General features: G+C 61.1%; 20 protein-coding genes. 5 read left to right on the top strand and 15 right to left on the bottom strand.

Features of this window, described 5'->3' with window-relative positions:
* Positions 1-76 precede the first annotated feature (76 nt).
* From flgJ to flgB, 9 genes are all read right to left on the bottom strand, one after another.
* On the bottom strand, positions 77-979 hold the full coding sequence (flgJ, locus tag BUC24_RS02525) for a flagellar assembly peptidoglycan hydrolase FlgJ (RefSeq protein WP_073212502.1): 903 nt from the start codon (positions 977-979) through the stop codon (positions 77-79).
* Positions 980-988: 9 nt separating this feature from the next.
* Positions 989-2,101, bottom strand: coding sequence for a flagellar basal body P-ring protein FlgI (locus BUC24_RS02520; protein ID WP_073212501.1), 1,113 nt, complete (start codon positions 2,099-2,101; stop codon positions 989-991).
* Between the two features lie 11 nt (positions 2,102-2,112).
* Positions 2,113-2,757: a flagellar basal body L-ring protein FlgH gene (locus BUC24_RS02515; protein WP_083598652.1), complete on the bottom strand. Its 645-nt coding sequence runs from the start codon at positions 2,755-2,757 to the stop codon at positions 2,113-2,115.
* A 17-nt stretch (positions 2,758-2,774) separates the two neighbouring features.
* Positions 2,775-3,557 (bottom strand): flagellar basal-body rod protein FlgG, encoded by a 783-nt coding sequence (gene flgG / locus BUC24_RS02510; RefSeq protein ID WP_073212499.1) that lies wholly within the window; start codon positions 3,555-3,557, stop codon positions 2,775-2,777.
* Between the two features lie 74 nt (positions 3,558-3,631).
* Positions 3,632-4,375 carry a flagellar basal-body rod protein FlgF gene (gene flgF / locus BUC24_RS02505; protein WP_073212498.1) on the bottom strand — a complete coding sequence of 248 codons (744 nt, stop codon included), beginning with the start codon at positions 4,373-4,375 and terminating at the stop codon, positions 3,632-3,634.
* Between the two features lie 24 nt (positions 4,376-4,399).
* On the bottom strand, positions 4,400-5,917 hold the full coding sequence (locus BUC24_RS02500) for a flagellar hook protein FlgE (protein ID WP_073212497.1): 1,518 nt from the start codon (positions 5,915-5,917) through the stop codon (positions 4,400-4,402).
* Positions 5,918-5,953: 36 nt separating this feature from the next.
* The gene (locus tag BUC24_RS02495) at positions 5,954-6,667 is read right to left on the bottom strand and encodes a flagellar hook assembly protein FlgD (RefSeq protein ID WP_073212496.1); all 714 of its coding nucleotides are present in this window, start codon (positions 6,665-6,667) and stop codon (positions 5,954-5,956) included.
* An 11-nt stretch (positions 6,668-6,678) separates the two neighbouring features.
* Positions 6,679-7,080, bottom strand: coding sequence for a flagellar basal body rod protein FlgC (gene flgC, locus BUC24_RS02490; protein WP_073212495.1), 402 nt, complete (start codon positions 7,078-7,080; stop codon positions 6,679-6,681).
* Positions 7,081-7,082: 2 nt separating this feature from the next.
* Complete coding sequence (gene flgB / locus BUC24_RS02485) at positions 7,083-7,508, bottom strand: flagellar basal body rod protein FlgB (protein ID WP_073212494.1); 426 nt, start codon at positions 7,506-7,508, stop codon at positions 7,083-7,085.
* A 148-nt stretch (positions 7,509-7,656) separates the two neighbouring features.
* On the opposite strand from flgB, the gene flgA reads away from it, so the two are divergent.
* The 5 genes from flgA to BUC24_RS02460 all read left to right on the top strand — a co-directional run bounded on the left by flgA (position 7,657) and on the right by BUC24_RS02460 (position 12,095).
* The gene (gene flgA / locus BUC24_RS02480; RefSeq protein ID WP_073212493.1) at positions 7,657-8,358 is read left to right on the top strand and encodes a flagellar basal body P-ring formation chaperone FlgA; all 702 of its coding nucleotides are present in this window, start codon (positions 7,657-7,659) and stop codon (positions 8,356-8,358) included.
* A gap of 102 nt (positions 8,359-8,460) precedes the next feature.
* Positions 8,461-8,769: a flagellar biosynthesis anti-sigma factor FlgM gene (flgM, locus tag BUC24_RS02475; protein ID WP_073212492.1), complete on the top strand. Its 309-nt coding sequence runs from the start codon at positions 8,461-8,463 to the stop codon at positions 8,767-8,769.
* 28 nt (positions 8,770-8,797) lie between these two features.
* A complete protein-coding gene (locus tag BUC24_RS02470) occupies positions 8,798-9,271 on the top strand; it encodes a flagella synthesis protein FlgN (protein WP_073212491.1) in 474 nt (157 codons plus the stop codon).
* 297 nt (positions 9,272-9,568) lie between these two features.
* Positions 9,569-10,624 carry a M35 family metalloendopeptidase gene (locus tag BUC24_RS02465; protein WP_073212490.1) on the top strand — a complete coding sequence of 352 codons (1,056 nt, stop codon included), beginning with the start codon at positions 9,569-9,571 and terminating at the stop codon, positions 10,622-10,624.
* Positions 10,625-10,994: 370 nt separating this feature from the next.
* Positions 10,995-12,095, top strand: coding sequence for a M35 family metalloendopeptidase (locus tag BUC24_RS02460; protein WP_073212489.1), 1,101 nt, complete (start codon positions 10,995-10,997; stop codon positions 12,093-12,095).
* 147 nt (positions 12,096-12,242) lie between these two features.
* On the opposite strand, the gene BUC24_RS02455 is transcribed toward BUC24_RS02460, so the two are convergent.
* Genes BUC24_RS02455 through flhF form a run of 6 tightly spaced genes read right to left on the bottom strand, consistent with a single transcriptional unit; the run spans position 12,243 to position 17,099 of the window.
* Complete coding sequence (locus BUC24_RS02455) at positions 12,243-12,719, bottom strand: hypothetical protein (protein WP_143167362.1); 477 nt, start codon at positions 12,717-12,719, stop codon at positions 12,243-12,245.
* A gap of 13 nt (positions 12,720-12,732) precedes the next feature.
* Positions 12,733-13,494, bottom strand: a complete 762-nt coding sequence (gene motD / locus BUC24_RS02450; protein WP_073212488.1) for a flagellar motor protein MotD — start codon at positions 13,492-13,494, stop codon at positions 12,733-12,735.
* A 2-nt stretch (positions 13,495-13,496) separates the two neighbouring features.
* The gene (locus BUC24_RS02445) at positions 13,497-14,243 is read right to left on the bottom strand and encodes a flagellar motor protein (protein WP_073212487.1); all 747 of its coding nucleotides are present in this window, start codon (positions 14,241-14,243) and stop codon (positions 13,497-13,499) included.
* Complete coding sequence (locus tag BUC24_RS02440; protein WP_073212486.1) at positions 14,225-14,953, bottom strand: RNA polymerase sigma factor FliA; 729 nt, start codon at positions 14,951-14,953, stop codon at positions 14,225-14,227. The genes BUC24_RS02445 and BUC24_RS02440 overlap by 19 nt, the downstream gene beginning before the upstream one ends.
* Before the next feature lie 15 nt (positions 14,954-14,968).
* Positions 14,969-15,802, bottom strand: coding sequence for a MinD/ParA family ATP-binding protein (locus BUC24_RS02435; protein WP_073212485.1), 834 nt, complete (start codon positions 15,800-15,802; stop codon positions 14,969-14,971).
* Positions 15,795-17,099 (bottom strand): flagellar biosynthesis GTPase FlhF, encoded by a 1,305-nt coding sequence (flhF, locus tag BUC24_RS02430; protein WP_073212484.1) that lies wholly within the window; start codon positions 17,097-17,099, stop codon positions 15,795-15,797. Before flhF ends, BUC24_RS02435 begins: the two co-directional genes overlap by 8 nt.
* Positions 17,100-17,149 lie beyond the last annotated feature (50 nt).

The following is a 17,149-nucleotide window of genomic DNA, read 5'->3' as shown; positions in this document are numbered from 1 at the left end:
TTGGTGTACTGCTATTACGGCAGGATTCCCGAAAACTTGAGTTGCAAGCTTGTCAACTTGGCATCACCGCCCGATCTCAGGCGAGATTGTTGTGAATAATGCGGCTCAGTTTGGCCGCGTAGAGCGGGTCGGTGGCATAGCCGGCGCGCTGCAAGCCGTGGGCGAACTTGCTGGCGTCCCCGGCGTGGGCCAGGACTTTCTCGTAACGCGGGTTATTGGTGATCAGTTTCGCATAATCCTTGAAACTGTCGGCGGGCGTATCGTACGCACGGAACTTTTCCACCTTGGTGCGCGGCACCCCGTTCACGTATTCGGTGGTCACGGCCGTGGCAACCTTGCCGGTCCAGCCTGGGCCCGCCTTGATACCAAACAGATTGTGGCTGTTGCTGCCGTCCGCATTGCGGATCTGACGCTTGCCCCAGCCCGTTTCCAGCGCGGCCTGGCCCAGCATGAACTTGGCAGGAATGCCCGTGGCGGACTCGGCCTCGGCCGCGTGGCTGGCCAGCTTGTCCTGGAATTCTTTTACGTGTGGGGCCTGGATGCGGCCGCTGGCAGCACGGCCGGTTTCCGGTGGCGCCGCTTGCAAGCCGCTTGGGCCGATCAGCGCTGCCGCTTCGGCTGTTGCGCGTGCGGCACCGTCGGTGCCCGCCTGCGCGCCAATGGCCTGGCTTTGCGCCTGGGCGCTCAGCTGACGAATCAACATGTCGGCCAGGCCCACACCGCGCGTGGCCATCTTCTGGCTCATCTGCTGGTCCAGCATGCCCGTGAACATCTTGGTCTGCTGGTTGTCGAGCATGCCATCCTGCGGCGTGGCGTCGCGCATGCTTTTCATCATCATGTTGATGAACATGGCTTCAAACTGGGTGGCAGCGCCCTTGAGCGCGTCTGGTGAGCCGGCCTTGGCCGACTGTTTCAACTCGCTCATGCCCTTGGTATCGAGGGCGAACTTGCCGGAAATGTCGTTGGTCTGGCCGATCATGGTGCCCCCTTAGATAATTTCGAGCTCGGCGCGCAGCGAACCGGCCGCTTTCAATGCCTGCAGAATCGACAGCAAGTCTTGTGGCGAGGCGCCAATTGCGTTCATGGCCTTGACCACTTCGGCCAGCGAAGCGCCGCCCTTGACCATCAGCACCTTGCCCGGATCCTTTTTCACTTCCACGTTGGCGTTTTGCACAGCCACGGTCTTGCCGCCCGACAGCGGAGCAGGCTGGCTGACCTGATTGTCCGCCGTGATGGTGATCGACAGATTGCCGTGCGAAATCGCGCACGATTCCAGCGTGACCGACTGGTTCATCACCACCGAACCGGTGCGTGCATTCATGATGACCTTGGCAGCCTGGCGCGCGGGATCCACGTCCAGCGACTCCAGCACGCCCAGGAAGGCCACGCGCTGGTCCGACGACGACGGCGAACGTACGCGGATCACGCGCCCATCCAATGCGGTGGCAATGCCGGGACCGAAATGGTTGTTGATTGCTTCCACGACGCGTGCGGCGGTGGAGAAGTCGGTGGCTTTCAGTTCCACCCGGATCTGGTTGTTTTCGCCCAAGTTGTTGGCAACGGCTTTTTCCACCGTAGCGCCACTGGAAATCTTGCCCACGCTCAGGTGATTAACTTGCACTTGCGAGCCACCAGCCGCCGCGCCCACGCCGCCCACCAGCACATTGCCCTGGGCCATGGCGTACACCTGGCCGTCGGCACCTTGCAGCGGCGTCATCACCAGCGTGCCGCCGCGCAAGCTCTTGGCGTTACCAATCGACGAGACGGTGATGTCAATGGTCTGGCCTGGCTGCGCAAACGCCGGCAGCGACGCGGTGACCATCACCGCCGCCACGTTCTTGAGCTGCAAGCTGGTGCCAGCTGGCATGTTCACGCCCTTCGATTGCAGCATCGACACAATCGACTGCACCGTGAACGGGGTCTGGGTAGTCTGGTCGCCGCTGCCGTCGAGGCCAACCACGATGCCGTAACCGGACAATTGATTTTCGCGCACGCCGCCAATGGTCGACAGGTCTTTCAAGCGTTCGGCCAGCACCGCCTGCGGCGCCAGGATGGCCACGCAGACAGCGGCAAGAGTGAGCAAGTGGAACAAGCGGCGCATGGGAATTCCTATCAGAATGGCAGCAGCGACTGGAAGAAACGCGACACCATCGATGTCATTTCCGCGCGGTCGATCTGGCTGTTGGTGCGGTACTCGACGCGTGCGTCGGCCACCTGGGTCGAGGACACGGTATTGCCCATGCCAATGTTGTCCGGGCTGATCATGCCGGAGAAGCGAATGAATTCGACGCCCTTGTTCATGGCAACCTGCTTCTCGCCAGCCACGATCAGGTTTCCGTTTGGCAGTACTTCCGTCACCGTCACGCCAATCGTGCCGCTGAAGGTGTTGCTGGCGCTCTGATTGTCGCCATCGGAAAACTTGTGCGCTGATTCGAGGTCGATCTGCGGCCCGAACACACCTTTGATCAAGCCTGGCGCGGCAAAGCTGGCCGAGCCGGACTTGTTGCCCGAGCTGGCGCCGGCTTTGACGGCCGAGGTTTTTTCGATGATGTTAATGGTCAGCATGTCGCCGATGTGGCGCGCGCGGCGATCTTCGAACAGCGGGCGATATTGTGCCGGCTGGTAAATGGCGCCATTGGCCGGGGCCGCCGCTTCGGCGTACAAAGGCCGCGCAGTTGTCGGACGCTGAACAATCGAGCTGGGGGTGGCGGCGCAGCCAACCAAGGACAACAGGACAAGAACGGAAAATGCTTTCATGAGGTGATCTCCTCTCATTACAGCTGGGCCAGTTTGGCCAGCATCTGGTCGGACGTGGTGATCGCCTTGCTGTTGATTTCATAGGCGCGCTGGGTGGTGATCATGTTGACCATTTCCTCGACCACGTTCACGTTCGAGGTTTCCACATAACCTTGCATCAGCACGCCGGAGCCGTTCGTACCAGGGGTGTTGGTATTCGGGCTGCCCGAGGCGCCCGTTTCCACGTACAGGTTTTCACCCTTCGATTCCAGACCGGCTGGATTGATGAAGGTGGTCAGTTGCAAGGTGCCGATCTGCGACGGGGCGGCCGTGCCAGGCAACTGAGCCGACACGGTGCCGTCGCGCGCCACCGTCAGCGACAGCGCATTGGCGGGCACGGTAATGGCAGGCTGAACCACGAAGCCGGACGAGGTCACCAGCTGGCCGTTGTTGTCAGTCTGGAAGGAACCATCGCGGGTGTAGGCAGCGGTGCCGTCCGGCAGCAAGACCGAGAAGAAACCCGCGCCATTGACCATCACATCCTTGCTGTTGCCGGTCGACTGGGGATTGCCCTGGGTATGGATACGCTCGATGGCAACCGTGCGCACGCCGGTACCGATCTGCTGGCCGGTAGGCAAGGCGGTCTGCTGCGAGGATTGAGCGCCAGGCTGGCGCACGTTCTGATACAACAAGTCCTCGAACACCGCGCGCGAACGCTTGAAGCCGTTGGTGCTGACGTTGGCCAGGTTGTTGGTGATAACGTCAAGCTGGGTCTGCTGTGCTTCCAGGCCGGTCTTGGCGATGTACAGGGAACGAATCATGCTCTTCTCCAGTTACGGCGCCATGGAAAAGATCCAGGCACCGGTCAATGAAGAACATTATGCGGGAGTGCAACTCAATTCAAAGCGAGGATCTGGGTAGCTTTCGCCGCGTTGTTCTCGGCGTTCTTCATCAAGCTCATCTGGAGTTCAAAGGAACGCGCCAGGGCAATCATGGTCACCATCGAGTCGACCGGATTGGCATTGCTGCCTTCCAGCGCCCCACCCACCACCGTCACGGTCGGGTCGGCCGGGGCCGGCTGTCCGCTTTTCAAGCGGAATAAGCCATCGTCGCCGCGCACCAGGTCCTGCTCGGGCGGGTTGACCAGTTTCAGGCGTCCCAACACGGTCGGCGCACCTGGCTTGGTGGTGGTGGCAATGGTCGAAATGGTACCGTCGCCACCCACCGAGACCGTCACTTCCGGCGGCACCGTGATGGGGCCGCCATCGCCCTGCACCGTCAGCCCGGAGGCAGTCTGGAGCAAGCCGTTCGGATTCATTTGCAAGGCACCGTGGCGGGTGTAGGCTTCGCTGCCGTCCGCCATCTGCACCGCGATCCAGCCCTTGCCGCGCAAGGCCACGTCCATCTCGCGCCCCGTCATTTGCAAGGGGCCGGACGAGAAGTCGGAACCGACCTCGGCATTGGTAACGAAGGCACGCGTCGGCAGCGTGCCCTCGGCCACCACCGGCACTGCCCGGAACGCATCGATCTGCGCCCGGAAGCCCGTGGTGTTGACGTTGGCCAAATTGTTGGCAGCGGTGGCTTGCTGCTCGAGAATATGACGCGCGCCGCTGGCGGCGGTGTAAATAAGTTTGTCCATGGCGGCGCCTTTCTCTTATTGCAATTAACGCAGATTGACCAGGGTCTGCAACACCGAGTCCTGGGTCTTGATGGTTTGCGCATTGGCCTGATACACGCGCTGCGCCGTGATCATGTTGACCAGTTCTGCCGTCAAATCCACGTTCGAGTTTTCCACCGCCGACGATTGCAGTACGCCCAGGCTGCCCGAGTTGGGCGTGCCCACCGTTGGCGAACCGGAAGCCGAAGTCTGCGCCCAGGCATTGTTACCCAGTGGCGACAGACCGTTCGGATTGGCGAAATTGGCCAGCACCACCTGGCCCAGCGCATGCGCCTGGCCATTGCTGTACTGACCCAGAATGATGCCGTCGCTGCCAGCGGTAAAGCGCTGCAAGGAACCGGCGGTATAGCCGTCCTGGGTGGTCTTTTTCTCGCTGGTGGCCGCGCCGTACTGGGTCGAATTGGTGAAGTTCATCTTGAACGTCAGCACAGGCTGCGAACCGGTCGACGGGAAGATCGGCAAGCCGATCGTCAGCGGCAGCGTTTGCGGCGCCATGGCCGAAGCGCTCAGGGCGCCGCTGGTGTCAAAGCGCAAATAACCGCTGCGTACGCCAGGCACGCTGACAGCGTCGGCAATCTTGGCATCGATCTGGTCTGGCGTGATGCCAACCGTGGTGCCGGCGCTGGTGGCCGCGGCCTGAATGGCAGCGATCTGGGCTGGCGTGGCGCCGGCGGCGGTGGCAGCGGCCACCACGGCGTTCGAGGCGGCAGTGGCATAGGCCACGGCAGCGGCGGCCGTGTTCACCGGCGGCGTAGTGGCAGCAACCTGGAAGGCAGCGCGGGCCGCCACCGATGCTGGATCGGCCTGGGCCGAGGCAGCAACGCCCTGGTTGGTGATTTCCACACCGTCCACTGCGGTGTACACATCCCATGCACCGGCGCCAGTCTTGACGTAGAAGGTCGACAACACGTGCGGATTGCCCAGGCTGTCGAACACGTCGATCGGGGTTTGCTTGTTGTAGCTGGTCGGATCGTTGGCATTGAACGGCACCGTGACTGGCACGATACTGCCGGAGTCCAGATTGATTTCGGTATCCACGCGGGTGGTGGCAACCGGGCTCAAGTCGGCCGTGTTGATCTGGATCGGCACTGGCGAGCCAGCCAGAATTTCACCCGATGGGCCGGCCGCAAAACCGGTCAGCTTGGCGCCCTGGGCGTTGACCATGAAGCCGTCTTTGTCGAGCGAGAACTGGCCATTGCGCGAATACTGGGTCGCGCCCGCCACTTCGGTACGGAAGAAGCCGGCACCGTTGATGGCGATGTCGAGCGGATTGGCCGACGATTCGATATTGCCTTGCGTGAACTGCTGCGCGATCTGGGCGACTTTCACGCCGATACCGGCCTGGTTGCCGCCTGCGCCGTTGAGCGAAGTGGCATACACGTCCGCAAACTGGGCCTGCGATCCCTTGAAACCGACGGTGCTGGCGTTGGCGATGTTGTTGCCGATAACGTCGAGCGATTTGGCAGCGCCGTTCAAGCCGCTAAGTCCTTGTTGGAAAGACATGGTGTTCTCCTGAATAAAGTAGTAAAGCGGCCTGGCTTACAGAATCTGCCGAACGTCGGCAATCGTAACGACGCCTAATGAGGGCAGGTTGAGTTTGACCCCATCCTTGGCATTGCTGGTGACGCTGGCGACGGTGTCAAACGACAACGCCTTGGCATCCTTGAGTTGTTCGCCGCCTTGGGTGGCGACCACGCGAATCAGATATTTTCCGTCCTTCAAAGTGACGGGCTTGCCATCGTTACCGATCACCGAGGCATCGGGCACGCCATCCCACACCATCGGTACCGTGCCGGCCGGCTGCGCGCCCAGGTCGATGGTGTCCACATCCTTGCCGGTACGCGGATCGGTAATGATGACTTTGACGTTGTCGGCCGCCGTTGCCATGTCCACACCCATGATGCCCTTGCCACCGACCAGGGTCACGTCATTGCCCGGCACCAGCACGCCGTGGCCAATCATGTTGGCTGCCTGCAGCGATTCAGACGACTGGTAACTGGCCTTGAGCGATTCCAGCGTGGCGTTCAGCTTGTTGACGCCGGTGACGGTCGACAACTGCGCCAGCTGACTGGTGACCTGGGCATTGTCGAGCGGATTGAGCGGGTCCTGGTTCTTCATCTGCGTGACCAGCAGCGTCATGAACTTGTCCTGATCGGCTTCGACACTGCCTGCTTCGGCCTTGGGCTTTTTCGGGTTGACCGCGTTGAGCAAGTCTTGCGAGACCACGCCAGGATTGGTAGATACGGTAGTCATAATGTCTTTCTTTATTGACCGAGGGTCAGTGTCTTGAGCAGCAGGGATTTGGCCGCGTTCATGGTTTCCACATTGGTTTGGTAGGAACGCGAGGCCGACAGCATGTTGACCATCTCGTCGACCACGTTCACGTTCGGCATGGCCACGTAGCCCTTGTCGTCCGCCATCGGGTGTTTCGGGTCGTACACCTGCTTCAGGGGCGAGGCATCTTCCACCACTTCGCGCACCTTGACGCCGGTGCCGCCGCCTTCGGTCTGGGTCGCTTCGAACACGACTTGCTTGGCGCGGTAAGCCTGGCCGGTGGCGCTGGCGGTGCTGTCTGCATTGGCCAGGTTGCTGGCCACGGTATTGAGGCGCTGGGCCTGGGCACTCATGGCCGAGCCCGACACATTAAAGATATTAAACAGCGACATGATCAGGAACCTCCCTGGATCGCGGCCATCATGCCGCGGATTTGCATATTAATCATCGTGATGCTCGCTTCCACGCGCAGCGCGTTGTCGGCAAACTGATTGCGCTCGACATCCATGTCGACCGTGTTGTTATCGGCGCTGCCCTGGGCCGGTACCCGATACAGGACTGGCGTGCCATTTGGCAAAAAGTCACCACTCTGGCCAGGCGCGCCGGCAAAGTGGGCGGGCGCCGTCTGGTTCAGCACGCCGGCCGGCGGCGTGGTGCGCGCCAGGGCCGACTGCAGCGAGCTGGCGAAATCAATGTCGCGTGCCTTGTAATTCGGTGTGTCGCCGTTCGCGATGTTCGACGCGAGCAGCTGCTGACGCTGGGAACGCAGTTCCAGGGCCGTCGTATTAAAGCGCATGTATTCGTCGAGTTTGCCAATCATGTCCGGCTCCACTTCTTTATAACAGGATCGATCATACGGGTCCAAAGGTCCAGCTGATCTTGCGATAAGGAAGCTTAAAGGGGGGCTATTCCCCGATTCAGAGGGCTCGCGCGAGGCAGATAATGGCTGCATTCTCCAGGGACACCCCATGAAAATTGCACTCTCGATCATCTTGTCATTGGCAGCGGGCTGGGCCAGCGCCCAGACCCCGGCAGCGACGCCCGCGCGCCAGGATCCGGCAGCCTTGCGCCAGGCGGTGGAACAATATCTGCAGACCCAGACTGCGGGCTTGCCCGGCGAAGTCAGCGTGACGGTGGGCGCGGTCGATCCGCGCACGCAACTGGCCGCCTGCCCTGCCCCGCAAGCAATCCAGCAGCCAGGCGCACGCGCCTGGGGCAAGACCACGGTTGGGGTACGCTGTGCGGCGCCGAGCGTGTGGACGGTGTATATTCAAGCACAGGTGAGCGTGCAAGCCGAATACGTCACAGCTGCCATGCCGCTGGCACAGGGGCAAGTTATCGATGCCAGCCAGCTGGTCATGGTCAAGGGCGATCTGGCAGCACTGCCCAATGGCGTGCTGACCGATATGACGCAAGCCGTGGGCAAAACCAGCAGCATGTCGCTTGCCGCAGGCGCGCCGCTGCGGCCGGAACTGTTGCGCAGCAAACCTGTCGTACAGCAAGGGCAAGCAGTGAAAGTGATTTCCAGCGGGGCCGGTTTCCAGGTCTCGGCCGATGCCAAAGCCATCGGCAATGCAGCCGAAGGCCAGGTGGTCCAGGTGCGCACGCCCGGCGGCGCCATCCTGAGTGGGGTGGCCAAGGCAGGCGGACTGGTCGAGGTGGTGTTTTAGACAAGAACACAAATGCTGCTGGTCCGGCTAAAGTTAACGACGCGCCCGCCGTTATAGATGCAGACCGTGGAGTTTCCACTCCAAGCAGAGAAGGAAATAGCTGTGAAAATTAACGACACCCTTAAAAGTAGCCCTGGCCTTCCGGCAAGCAGCACGCCGGCCGCCGGGACCAAAACAGCCGAAAAAGCGGGCACTGCCACGCCAGCCGGTACCGACAGCGTGCGCCTGTCGTCCCAGGGACAAGCGCTGGCTGCCAGTGCAGCCGGTGGCAGCAGCGGCGTGTTCGACACCAAAAAAGTCGAACGCATCAAGCTGGCCATCGCCGATGGCCAGTTCCAGGTCAATTCAGAGAAAGTCGCAGACGGCTTGCTGGAAACAGTACGCGACCTGCTGCATTCTCGCAAACGCTGATAAAGCGAGATAAAGCGACGTTTTCATTATGCCGACAGCAAGCGCGCACGCCACCGTGCAAGACGAACTGAAACTGATCAGCTGCCTGATCGACCTGATGAAACAGGAACAGCAATTCCTGGTCGCTGCCGACACCGACGGCCTCAATTCCGTCACGCCCCTCAAAAATGACCTGATCGAGCAAATGGCTGCGCTGGGCGAGCAGCGTCATCAATCGCTTGCCGCGGCTGGCGCCGCTCCCTCCGATGCCGGGATGGAAGCCTGGCTTGCCGGTCAGAGCAATCCTTTATATAGCGAGCAGTGGCAGCAGTTGCTGAGCAAAATGCGCGAAGCCAAAGAGCTCAACCGCGTCAACGGCATGCTGATCACCAAGCAGATCACGCAGAATGCCATCCTGATCAACGCCATGCGCACGCCAGCCGACGCGGCCGATACCGGCTTTTACGGTCCCAGCGGTCAAACCACGCCGGTCAGCAGCAAGCGCCGGCTGGTCGTCGGCTAACGTTCCCTGCCCTCCGTTCAACGGCCGCCTGCGCGGCCGTTTTGCATTTCGTTGTTGCCGATGCTAGGCACACCGGAATTAGCACGTTTTTCTCATCGTTTCCACCGGCACACGGCCGTTTGGCGCCCGCGCAACAGCCGTGTTCGCTTACACAAATCGGCTTTACTTCATTGCAATAATCCATGAGTATGCAAAAAGGGTTTCTCGTCTAGACAAGCCGTATTCAGGGACGGGAATTCCATATAAAAAGCCGTGCGGACCCGATGCGGCTACTCATCTATCAGACGGAGAACAACAATGAATTGGAACCAGAAGGCAAGTGTTGCAATCATCGCTTTCGCGGCCTGTAGCGCAGCCCAGGCGGGCAACCGCGGCATCACTGCCAGCGTTGCTGCCGAAAAAGCGACGCTCGGCAAAGCAGACAACGTCACAGTCCGCCTCACCCTGACCAATACCAGTGCCCAGCCGCAGTTGATTCTGAAGTGGCACACCGCATTCGGCGAGATTGAGGAATCGCTGTTTGAGATCACCCGTGACGGCGTCAAGGTGCCCTACCTGGGCGCACACTATAAACGTGGCGCCCCGACTGCAGGCGACTATTACCTGCTCCAGCCCGGCGCCTCGCACACCGTCAAGGTCGAATTGTCGGACATGTACGACATGAGCATCACTGGCCAGTACACGGTCAGTTACAGCGCACGTTCAGGCAATCTGTTTGGCACTAGCGAGCGCAGCGTTGGCGAAGTGAAATCGGGCGCTGCCAGCATCTGGATTGATGGCCGTCTGCCGCGCGGCACCCAGTCGGACGCGCTGGCCAAGGCCGCGCAGCCGCCTGCGCCAGCGGCAGCCGGGCTGGCCTTCAACAAGTGCACCACATCACAGCAAGCCACTGTCACCCAGGCCATCAGCGCCGCCACCAGCATGGCCTCGGGCGCCGACGCCTACATGGGCGGCAACCTGGGCGCGCGCTACGTGAAGTGGTTCGGCAGCGTCGACGCCGGCCGCGTGAACACGGTCAAAGCCCATTTCGTCGCCATCAAGGATGCCTTCCAGACCAAGCCCATCACGGTCGACTGCGGCTGCAAGAAAACCTACTACGCCTACGTCTACCCGACCCAGCCCTACACAATCTACGTGTGCAAGGCATTCTGGACGGCGCCACTGACTGGCACCGATTCAAAGGGCGGCACCCTGGTGCACGAAATGAGCCATTTCAACGCCACTGCCGGCACCGACGACTGGGTGTATGGCCAGTCCGGCGCGGCAAGCCTCGCTATCAGCGATCCGGCCAAAGCGATCGACAATGCCGACTCGCACGAATATTTCAGCGAAAACACCCCCGGCCTGAACTGATCGTCGCAATAGCACAACACCGAACCGGCGCTGAAAGGCGCCGGTTTTTTTTCGCCCCGTGCGGCCCGCATGAACATTTGTCGAAACGCCGTTTAAATGTTCATAATTTAACATTCCATTGTCACAGTATTCATCACTTGAACAAAGATACATCATTGTTTTATAAGGGAAAACTGGATAATTTCCATATGGAATCAACAAAAGTTAAAAACATTAAACATTCGCCGAATTGACAGAATTACCGACGATTCAACGTTTACTGCGCGCCAAGTTTGACGGAGGATGAAGTTGTTGAGCTCGCATATGCATACATGGTGGTCAGGGCGCGGGACTCGGCACACATAAAAACCAACATAAACTCGGAGCAGAAATGAACTTGAATAAATTGGTCAAAGCCGGCGTCTCGATCGCCGCACTTGCTGCATGCTTCTCGGCCCAGGCGGGTTCGAACGGCGTCACTGTCAGTGTTGTGCCTGAAAAAAATTCCCTGAAACAGGATGACGACGTGGTCTTGCGCGTCACCATTACCAACACCTCCAACAAGCCGCAATACGTGCTGAAATGGCACACCCCGTTCGCTGGCATTGAAGATCACATCTTCGAAGTCAAGCGCGATGGCGTGGACGTGCCTTACCTGGGCGCTCACATCAAACGCGCTGCGCCAACGGCCAAGGATTACTACCTGCTCAAACCAGGCGCCTCGCACACCAGCAAGGTTGAGATTTCGGCGCTGTACGACATGAGCGTGACCGGCGACTACACCGTGCGCTACCACGCAGCCGGCATGAACACCTTCCTGCCGACCGATGCACGTCCGATGGCAGCCAGCGCGACCCTGGGCGCAAACGCCGAGATGGGTGAACTCGATTCGTCGCCAGCGTCGATGTACATTGAAGGCCGCCTGGCGCGCGGTACTGTCGTCGGCCAGCCGTTCGACCTGAAAGCCGGCACCGTCAGCCCACTGGCGCTGTCGACCAGCGGTTGCACCGCATCGCAGACAAGCACCATCACCTCGGCCATCAGCGCAGCCAAGACAATGGCCAACAGCAGCGTGAACTACCTGGCAGCCGGCAAGACGGGCACCCGCTACACCAAGTGGTTCGGCACCTACAACTCAAGCCGCTACTCGACCGTGCGTACCCACTTCAACAACATCAAGAATGCGTTCGACACCAAAAACGTGGTCGTTGACTGCAGCTGCAAAGAGTCGTACTACGCTTACGTGTATCCGACCCAGCCTTACCGCATCTATGTCTGCAACGCGTTCTGGTCGGCCCCGATGACGGGCACCGATTCGAAAGGCGGCACCCTGGTGCACGAGATGAGCCACTTCAACGTGGTCGCTGCAACCGATGACCGTGCCTACGGCCAGTCGGCCGCCGCCAGCCTGGCACGCAGCAACCCAGCCGGCGCTGTCGACAATGCAGACTCGCACGAATATTTTGGCGAGAATACGCCAGCGGGTAACTAAGCAGGTTTAAAAATCCTTGGGGATTTTGAAGCGGCGATTCGTGAAAGCGGACGCCGCTTTTTTTACACATCGTCCTCGCGAAGGCGGGGACCCATTCCACGCATGCATGCCATGGGTCCCCGCCTTCGCGAGGACGATGTGGGGGGGTTATTTGGCGGTGTGGGTGAAGGTGACGGGGGCGACGGCCAGCGTTGTTGGCTGATCGAGCTTGCTAAGGCTGTTGACCACATGGCCGCCATAACTGAGCTGATACGTATGCGTCCCCGGCTTGAACGCATAGCTGCGCGTGATATCCATGCTGTGGCTGAGCTTTGCACCCGGCAGCACCTTCAGATAATCGTCTTTGGTATAGGGCCCGCGCTTGACCATGGGGCCGATGTAATCGATCTCGCCTGCACCCTGCTCCGTGATGTCGAACACGCGGCCGAACAGCTGCGTAGCCTGATACAGCGCCTTGGACACAAACAGCGGCGCCTTGCCGCCGTTGTGCACGGTCAGCGTGACCACCACCTTGCCATTGCTGGACGCAACCTGAACCTGTTCATTCATACCCTGCATCGCGCCTCCTGCCTGCGCTGCGCCGGCCAGCGCCAGCATTCCAAGCGCCGCAATCATGTTCTTCATCTGGCCCCCCTGACTAGTTGGTCGGAATCTCGGTCACCGTATCGGGCAGCGCGGACAGGATCGTGACGGCCACACGCCGGTTGCGCGCCTTGCCTTCCGGTGTGTCGTTCGAAGCCACCGGCAGATTCGACGCCCGCCCCACCGCGGTCAGGCGCGATGGCGCCACCCCGCTGTCGATGAACAAGCGTACCACGCTGCTGGCGCGCACGGCGGACAGCTCCCAGTTCGAGGCAAACACCGGTGTGGCAATGCGGGTGTCGTCAGTATGACCCTCGACCTGAATGGCATGGGTATCGTCCTTGAGCAGCGCGCCCAATGCGCGCAGGGCTTGTTCGGAATCCGGCGCCAGGCGGGCCTCGCCCGGATCGAACAGCACGCTGGCATTGATCTCGACCTGCACTCCCAGGCTGTTCTGAGTGACCTTGACCTTGCCCTCCTTGACCAGCGGCGCCAGCGTGGCCGACAGATCCTGGGCCAGCTTCTTGAGCGCCTCGCGTTCGCGGCGCAAGGCTTCGGCGCGCTTACGCTGGGCTGGCGACGGCATTGCGCTCACCGTCACCGGCGTGGCCTGCCCGGGCACCATCACCACCACCGTATCCTTGCCGGCAAAGGCGTTATCGAGCGACATCGCGAACACCTTGTACTTGCCCTCATTGACCACCGAGATGGCGTACATGACGACAAAAAAGGCGAACAGCAAAGTGATGAAGTCGGCGTACGAGATCAGCCAGCGTTCGTGGTTCTCGGCTTCGGTTTCGAACTTTTTGCGGGCCATGATCAGGGGCGCGACAGCAGACTGGCCACGCGCTCTTCGATCACGCGCGAATGGTCGCCGCTGGCGATGTCATAGAACACATCGACCAGGATTTCATACTGGGTCACGCTCTCGGCCACGATATTTTTAAGCTTGTTCCCCACCGGGTAGTAGAACAGATTGGCCAGGCCCACGCCATACACGGTGGACACGAAGGCCACCGCAATGCCGCTACCCAGCTTGGCCGGGTCGCCCAGATTCTCCATCACGTGAATCAAGCCCAGTACGGCGCCGATAATGCCGATGGTGGGCGAGTAGCCGGCAGCGGACTCCCAGATCTTGGCAGCCTGGCGCTGGCTGAATTCATACGCCGTCACTTCCGTCTCGAGCAGGCCACGCAGCTTGTCGGGGGCAATACCGTCAACCACCAGGCGCAAGCCCTTCTGAATGAATTTGTCTTTACTGCCCATCATGTAGGGTTCAAGCGAGAGCAGACCATCGCGCTTGGCGTGCAGGGCCCAGGCTGCGATATCGCGCGCCAGGCGCGGTCGCTGCGACGGCGGCGGCCGAAACACCCACTTGAGCATGCGCAGACCGCGCATGAAGGTAGGCGACTCGGTCTGCAGCAGCACCGCGCCAAAGGTGCCGACCACCACAATGGCAAACGCCGCTGGCTGCACCAGCGACGCGAACTTGCCGCCTTCCAGGCCATGGCCGAGCAGGATCCCGGCCAGCGCCAGGAGGATCCCGATTACGCTGGCCCAGTCCATGCCTGCTCCCGTAAGCTAGCCCGCAGGCGCGAGACGGCCTGGGTATGCAATTGCGAAACGCGCGATTCGGACACGCCCATGACAGCCCCGATCTCTTTCAGATTCAGCTCTTCCTCGTAATACAGGCCCATCAAAATTTTCTCGCGCGGCGGCAAGGCATCGATGGCATCGATCACGGCCTGGCGGAAGTCGCCTTCCATCAGGCTGCGCAAAGGATCGGCATCGTCTACCGCATAGCGGTCGAGGAAGCTGTCATTGCCTTCGGCATCGTGAAAATCTTCGTAGTACACCAGCTGGTGGCCGCCGCCGTCGGACAGCATGTCCTGGTAGTCGGCCAGCGACAGCTTGAGCGACTTGGCCACTTCCGACTCGGTCGGTGGATGGCCCAGCTTTTGCTGGAGCGCGCTCATGGCCGCTTCGATCTTGCGCATGTTCTGGCGCATCGAGCGTGGCAGCCAGTCGCTGTTGCGCAGTTCATCAAGCATGGCGCCGCGGATGCGCAGCACGGCATAGGTTTCGAACTGGGCACCCTGGGTTTCTTCGTAGCGGGTGATGGCATCGAGCAGGCCGATCATCCCGGCCTGGACCAGGTCATCGACTTCCACGCTCGGGGGCAGCTTGGCCTTCATGTGGTGGGCGAGACGTTTCACCAACGGCATGTGCTCCGTCAGTAAGTCGTTTTTGTCCGCTTTGCCTTTGACCGTGTACATGTTCACCGTTGTGTTTTATAAGCCCAAATGCGTCGATCCTCCTGCGCGCCCACGCTGCGGCATGCCCGACATCGCAAAGCGCCCCGCCAGCTGGCGAAACGCCACCGAAGCCCCGGCCAGCGGGAAGGCATCGACCACTGCCCGGCCCAGGCGCGCGGCGCGCTGCAGGTATTCATCTGCCGGCACCGACCCCATGGAGGTCAACTGTACCGCAAGGTAGCGGCTTGCTGCTGCAGACATATTATCGTATACCACCTTCGCTTCGGCTTCGGAAGCCCCGGTGACCAAAATTCCGAACGGGCGGCGGCCCAGATGTTGCGAAAGCCGCTTGATGAGGGCGTAGGCGGCGGTGATCGAGGCAGCGCTGGTGCCGACCTGGATCACAATCTCGGCGCTGGCCATGAGCGGCACCGGGAAGCTGTCATCGTTGCCGAATTCACCATCGACCAGCACCATGCCGGCCTGTTCGACCAGCACATCGAAGGCCTTGGCCAAGCGCCGCGCCTCTTCCACGCCTGCTTTCGAGACGCGTTTGCCAGCCATGCTGACCACACCAAAACCCTGCGGCACCTGACGCACCGCCTGATTCAAACCCGCCTCCTGGCGTGCGACCGCCAGCAGACTGGCGCTGCGCTCGACACCGAGGCGCTGGGCCACGCCATATTCTTCGCTGCAGGCGTCGACCAGAATCACATCATTGCCGGCGCGGGCCAGCGAGGCGCCCAGGTTGACCAGCATGGCACCCTTGTCATCGGCGGGGCAAGCGGCAAGAAAGGTCACGATGCGGGGCTTGGGCCCCGCCAGCATCCGGCGCAGGCCTTCGGCCTGATCAAAATCGAAATTAGCCAAGGGAGACCTCGCCCAGGTTGCGTTCATTGGCGGCGGCCGACATCAGCAGCGGCAGTTCGGCGTCGGCAAACTGGGTGGCGGCGTCGCCGCGCTTGAGGCGGAAGGCGCGGTCGATCAGCATGGCCGGATCGGCCAGATGCAAGTCTTCCGGCACGCGCTGGCCGTTCGAAATGTAGAACAGGTTCAGCTTCTGGCGGATCACCACGTCCAGCACATTGCCAAGCGAGGCTGCTTCATCGAGCTTGGTCATGATGCAGCCGGCCAGGCCACTGCCCTGATAAGCGCGCACCACTTCATTGAGCGTTTCATTGGTCGACGTCGAGTTCAGGCACAGCAAGCGCTTGACGTCGGCACCGCTGCCCGCCAGCATGGCCACCTGTTCGGCCACATTGTGGTCGCGCTGCGACACACCGACCGTATCGATCAGCACCGTGTGCTTGTTGCGCAGTTCCTTGAGTGCGATGCGCAGGTCGGCTTCGTCTTTCACCGAGTGCACCATCACGCCGAGAATTTTGCCGTAGATGCGCAGCTGCTCGTGGCCGCCGATACGGTAAGCGTCGGTGGTGATCAGGGCCAGCTTTTCCGGACCGTGGCGCATCACGCAACGCGCGGCCAGCTTGGCGGTACTGGTGGTCTTGCCCACGCCGGTGGGGCCGACCAGAGCGAACACGCCGCCCTTCTCCAGGATTTCATCTTCATTGCTGATGGTGGTCAGATTGCGCGCCAACACCGTCTTGATCCAGGCCAGGCTGGCCGCTTCATCTTTGCCGGCCGGGAGCTTCTCGACCAGATAGCGGGCCAGGCTGGCCGAAAAACCGGCAGCGAGCATATCGCGCAGCACGCCGGTTTTTTGCGGTTCGCGGCGGGCGGTGGCGCCCCAGGCGATTTCGGCCAGCTGGGTTTCCATCTGACCGCGCATGGCGCGTATTTCATTCATCATGCCGCTCATCTCAGCGGCGGCGCTGTCCTTCGCATGAGCCAGGGCCTGCTGCATCATCGACGCCATCTGCGACGTCATGAGCGACATATCAAACGCTTCCGGGACCGGTGCGCTGGCAGGCGCACGGCGGTTGGCGTACCCCTCTGGCGGCATCGACAAGCTAGGGCGCGGCTGCGCCATTTCGGTTTCGTGGGCGGGGGACGAGATGGACGCCACATCATCGCTGGCCAGAGCCAGGATCTCGACGACGCCATCGACCGGACGATTCGACAGGATCACAGCATCCGGCCCGAGCGCCTCGCGCACCTTGCGCAGCGCTTCGCGGGACGTGGTTGCAGTAAATTTTTTGACATTCATCGCCGACTCCGTGGAATTTCTTTGACCGGCGGGCCCACATGGGCGCCATA

The organism is Massilia sp. CF038 (genome assembly GCF_900129765.1).
Taxonomy (GTDB): Bacteria; Pseudomonadota; Gammaproteobacteria; order Burkholderiales; family Burkholderiaceae_D; genus Telluria_A.
Note: the sequence above shows the minus strand (reverse complement) of the source record. Positions and strands in the feature narration are given on the sequence as shown.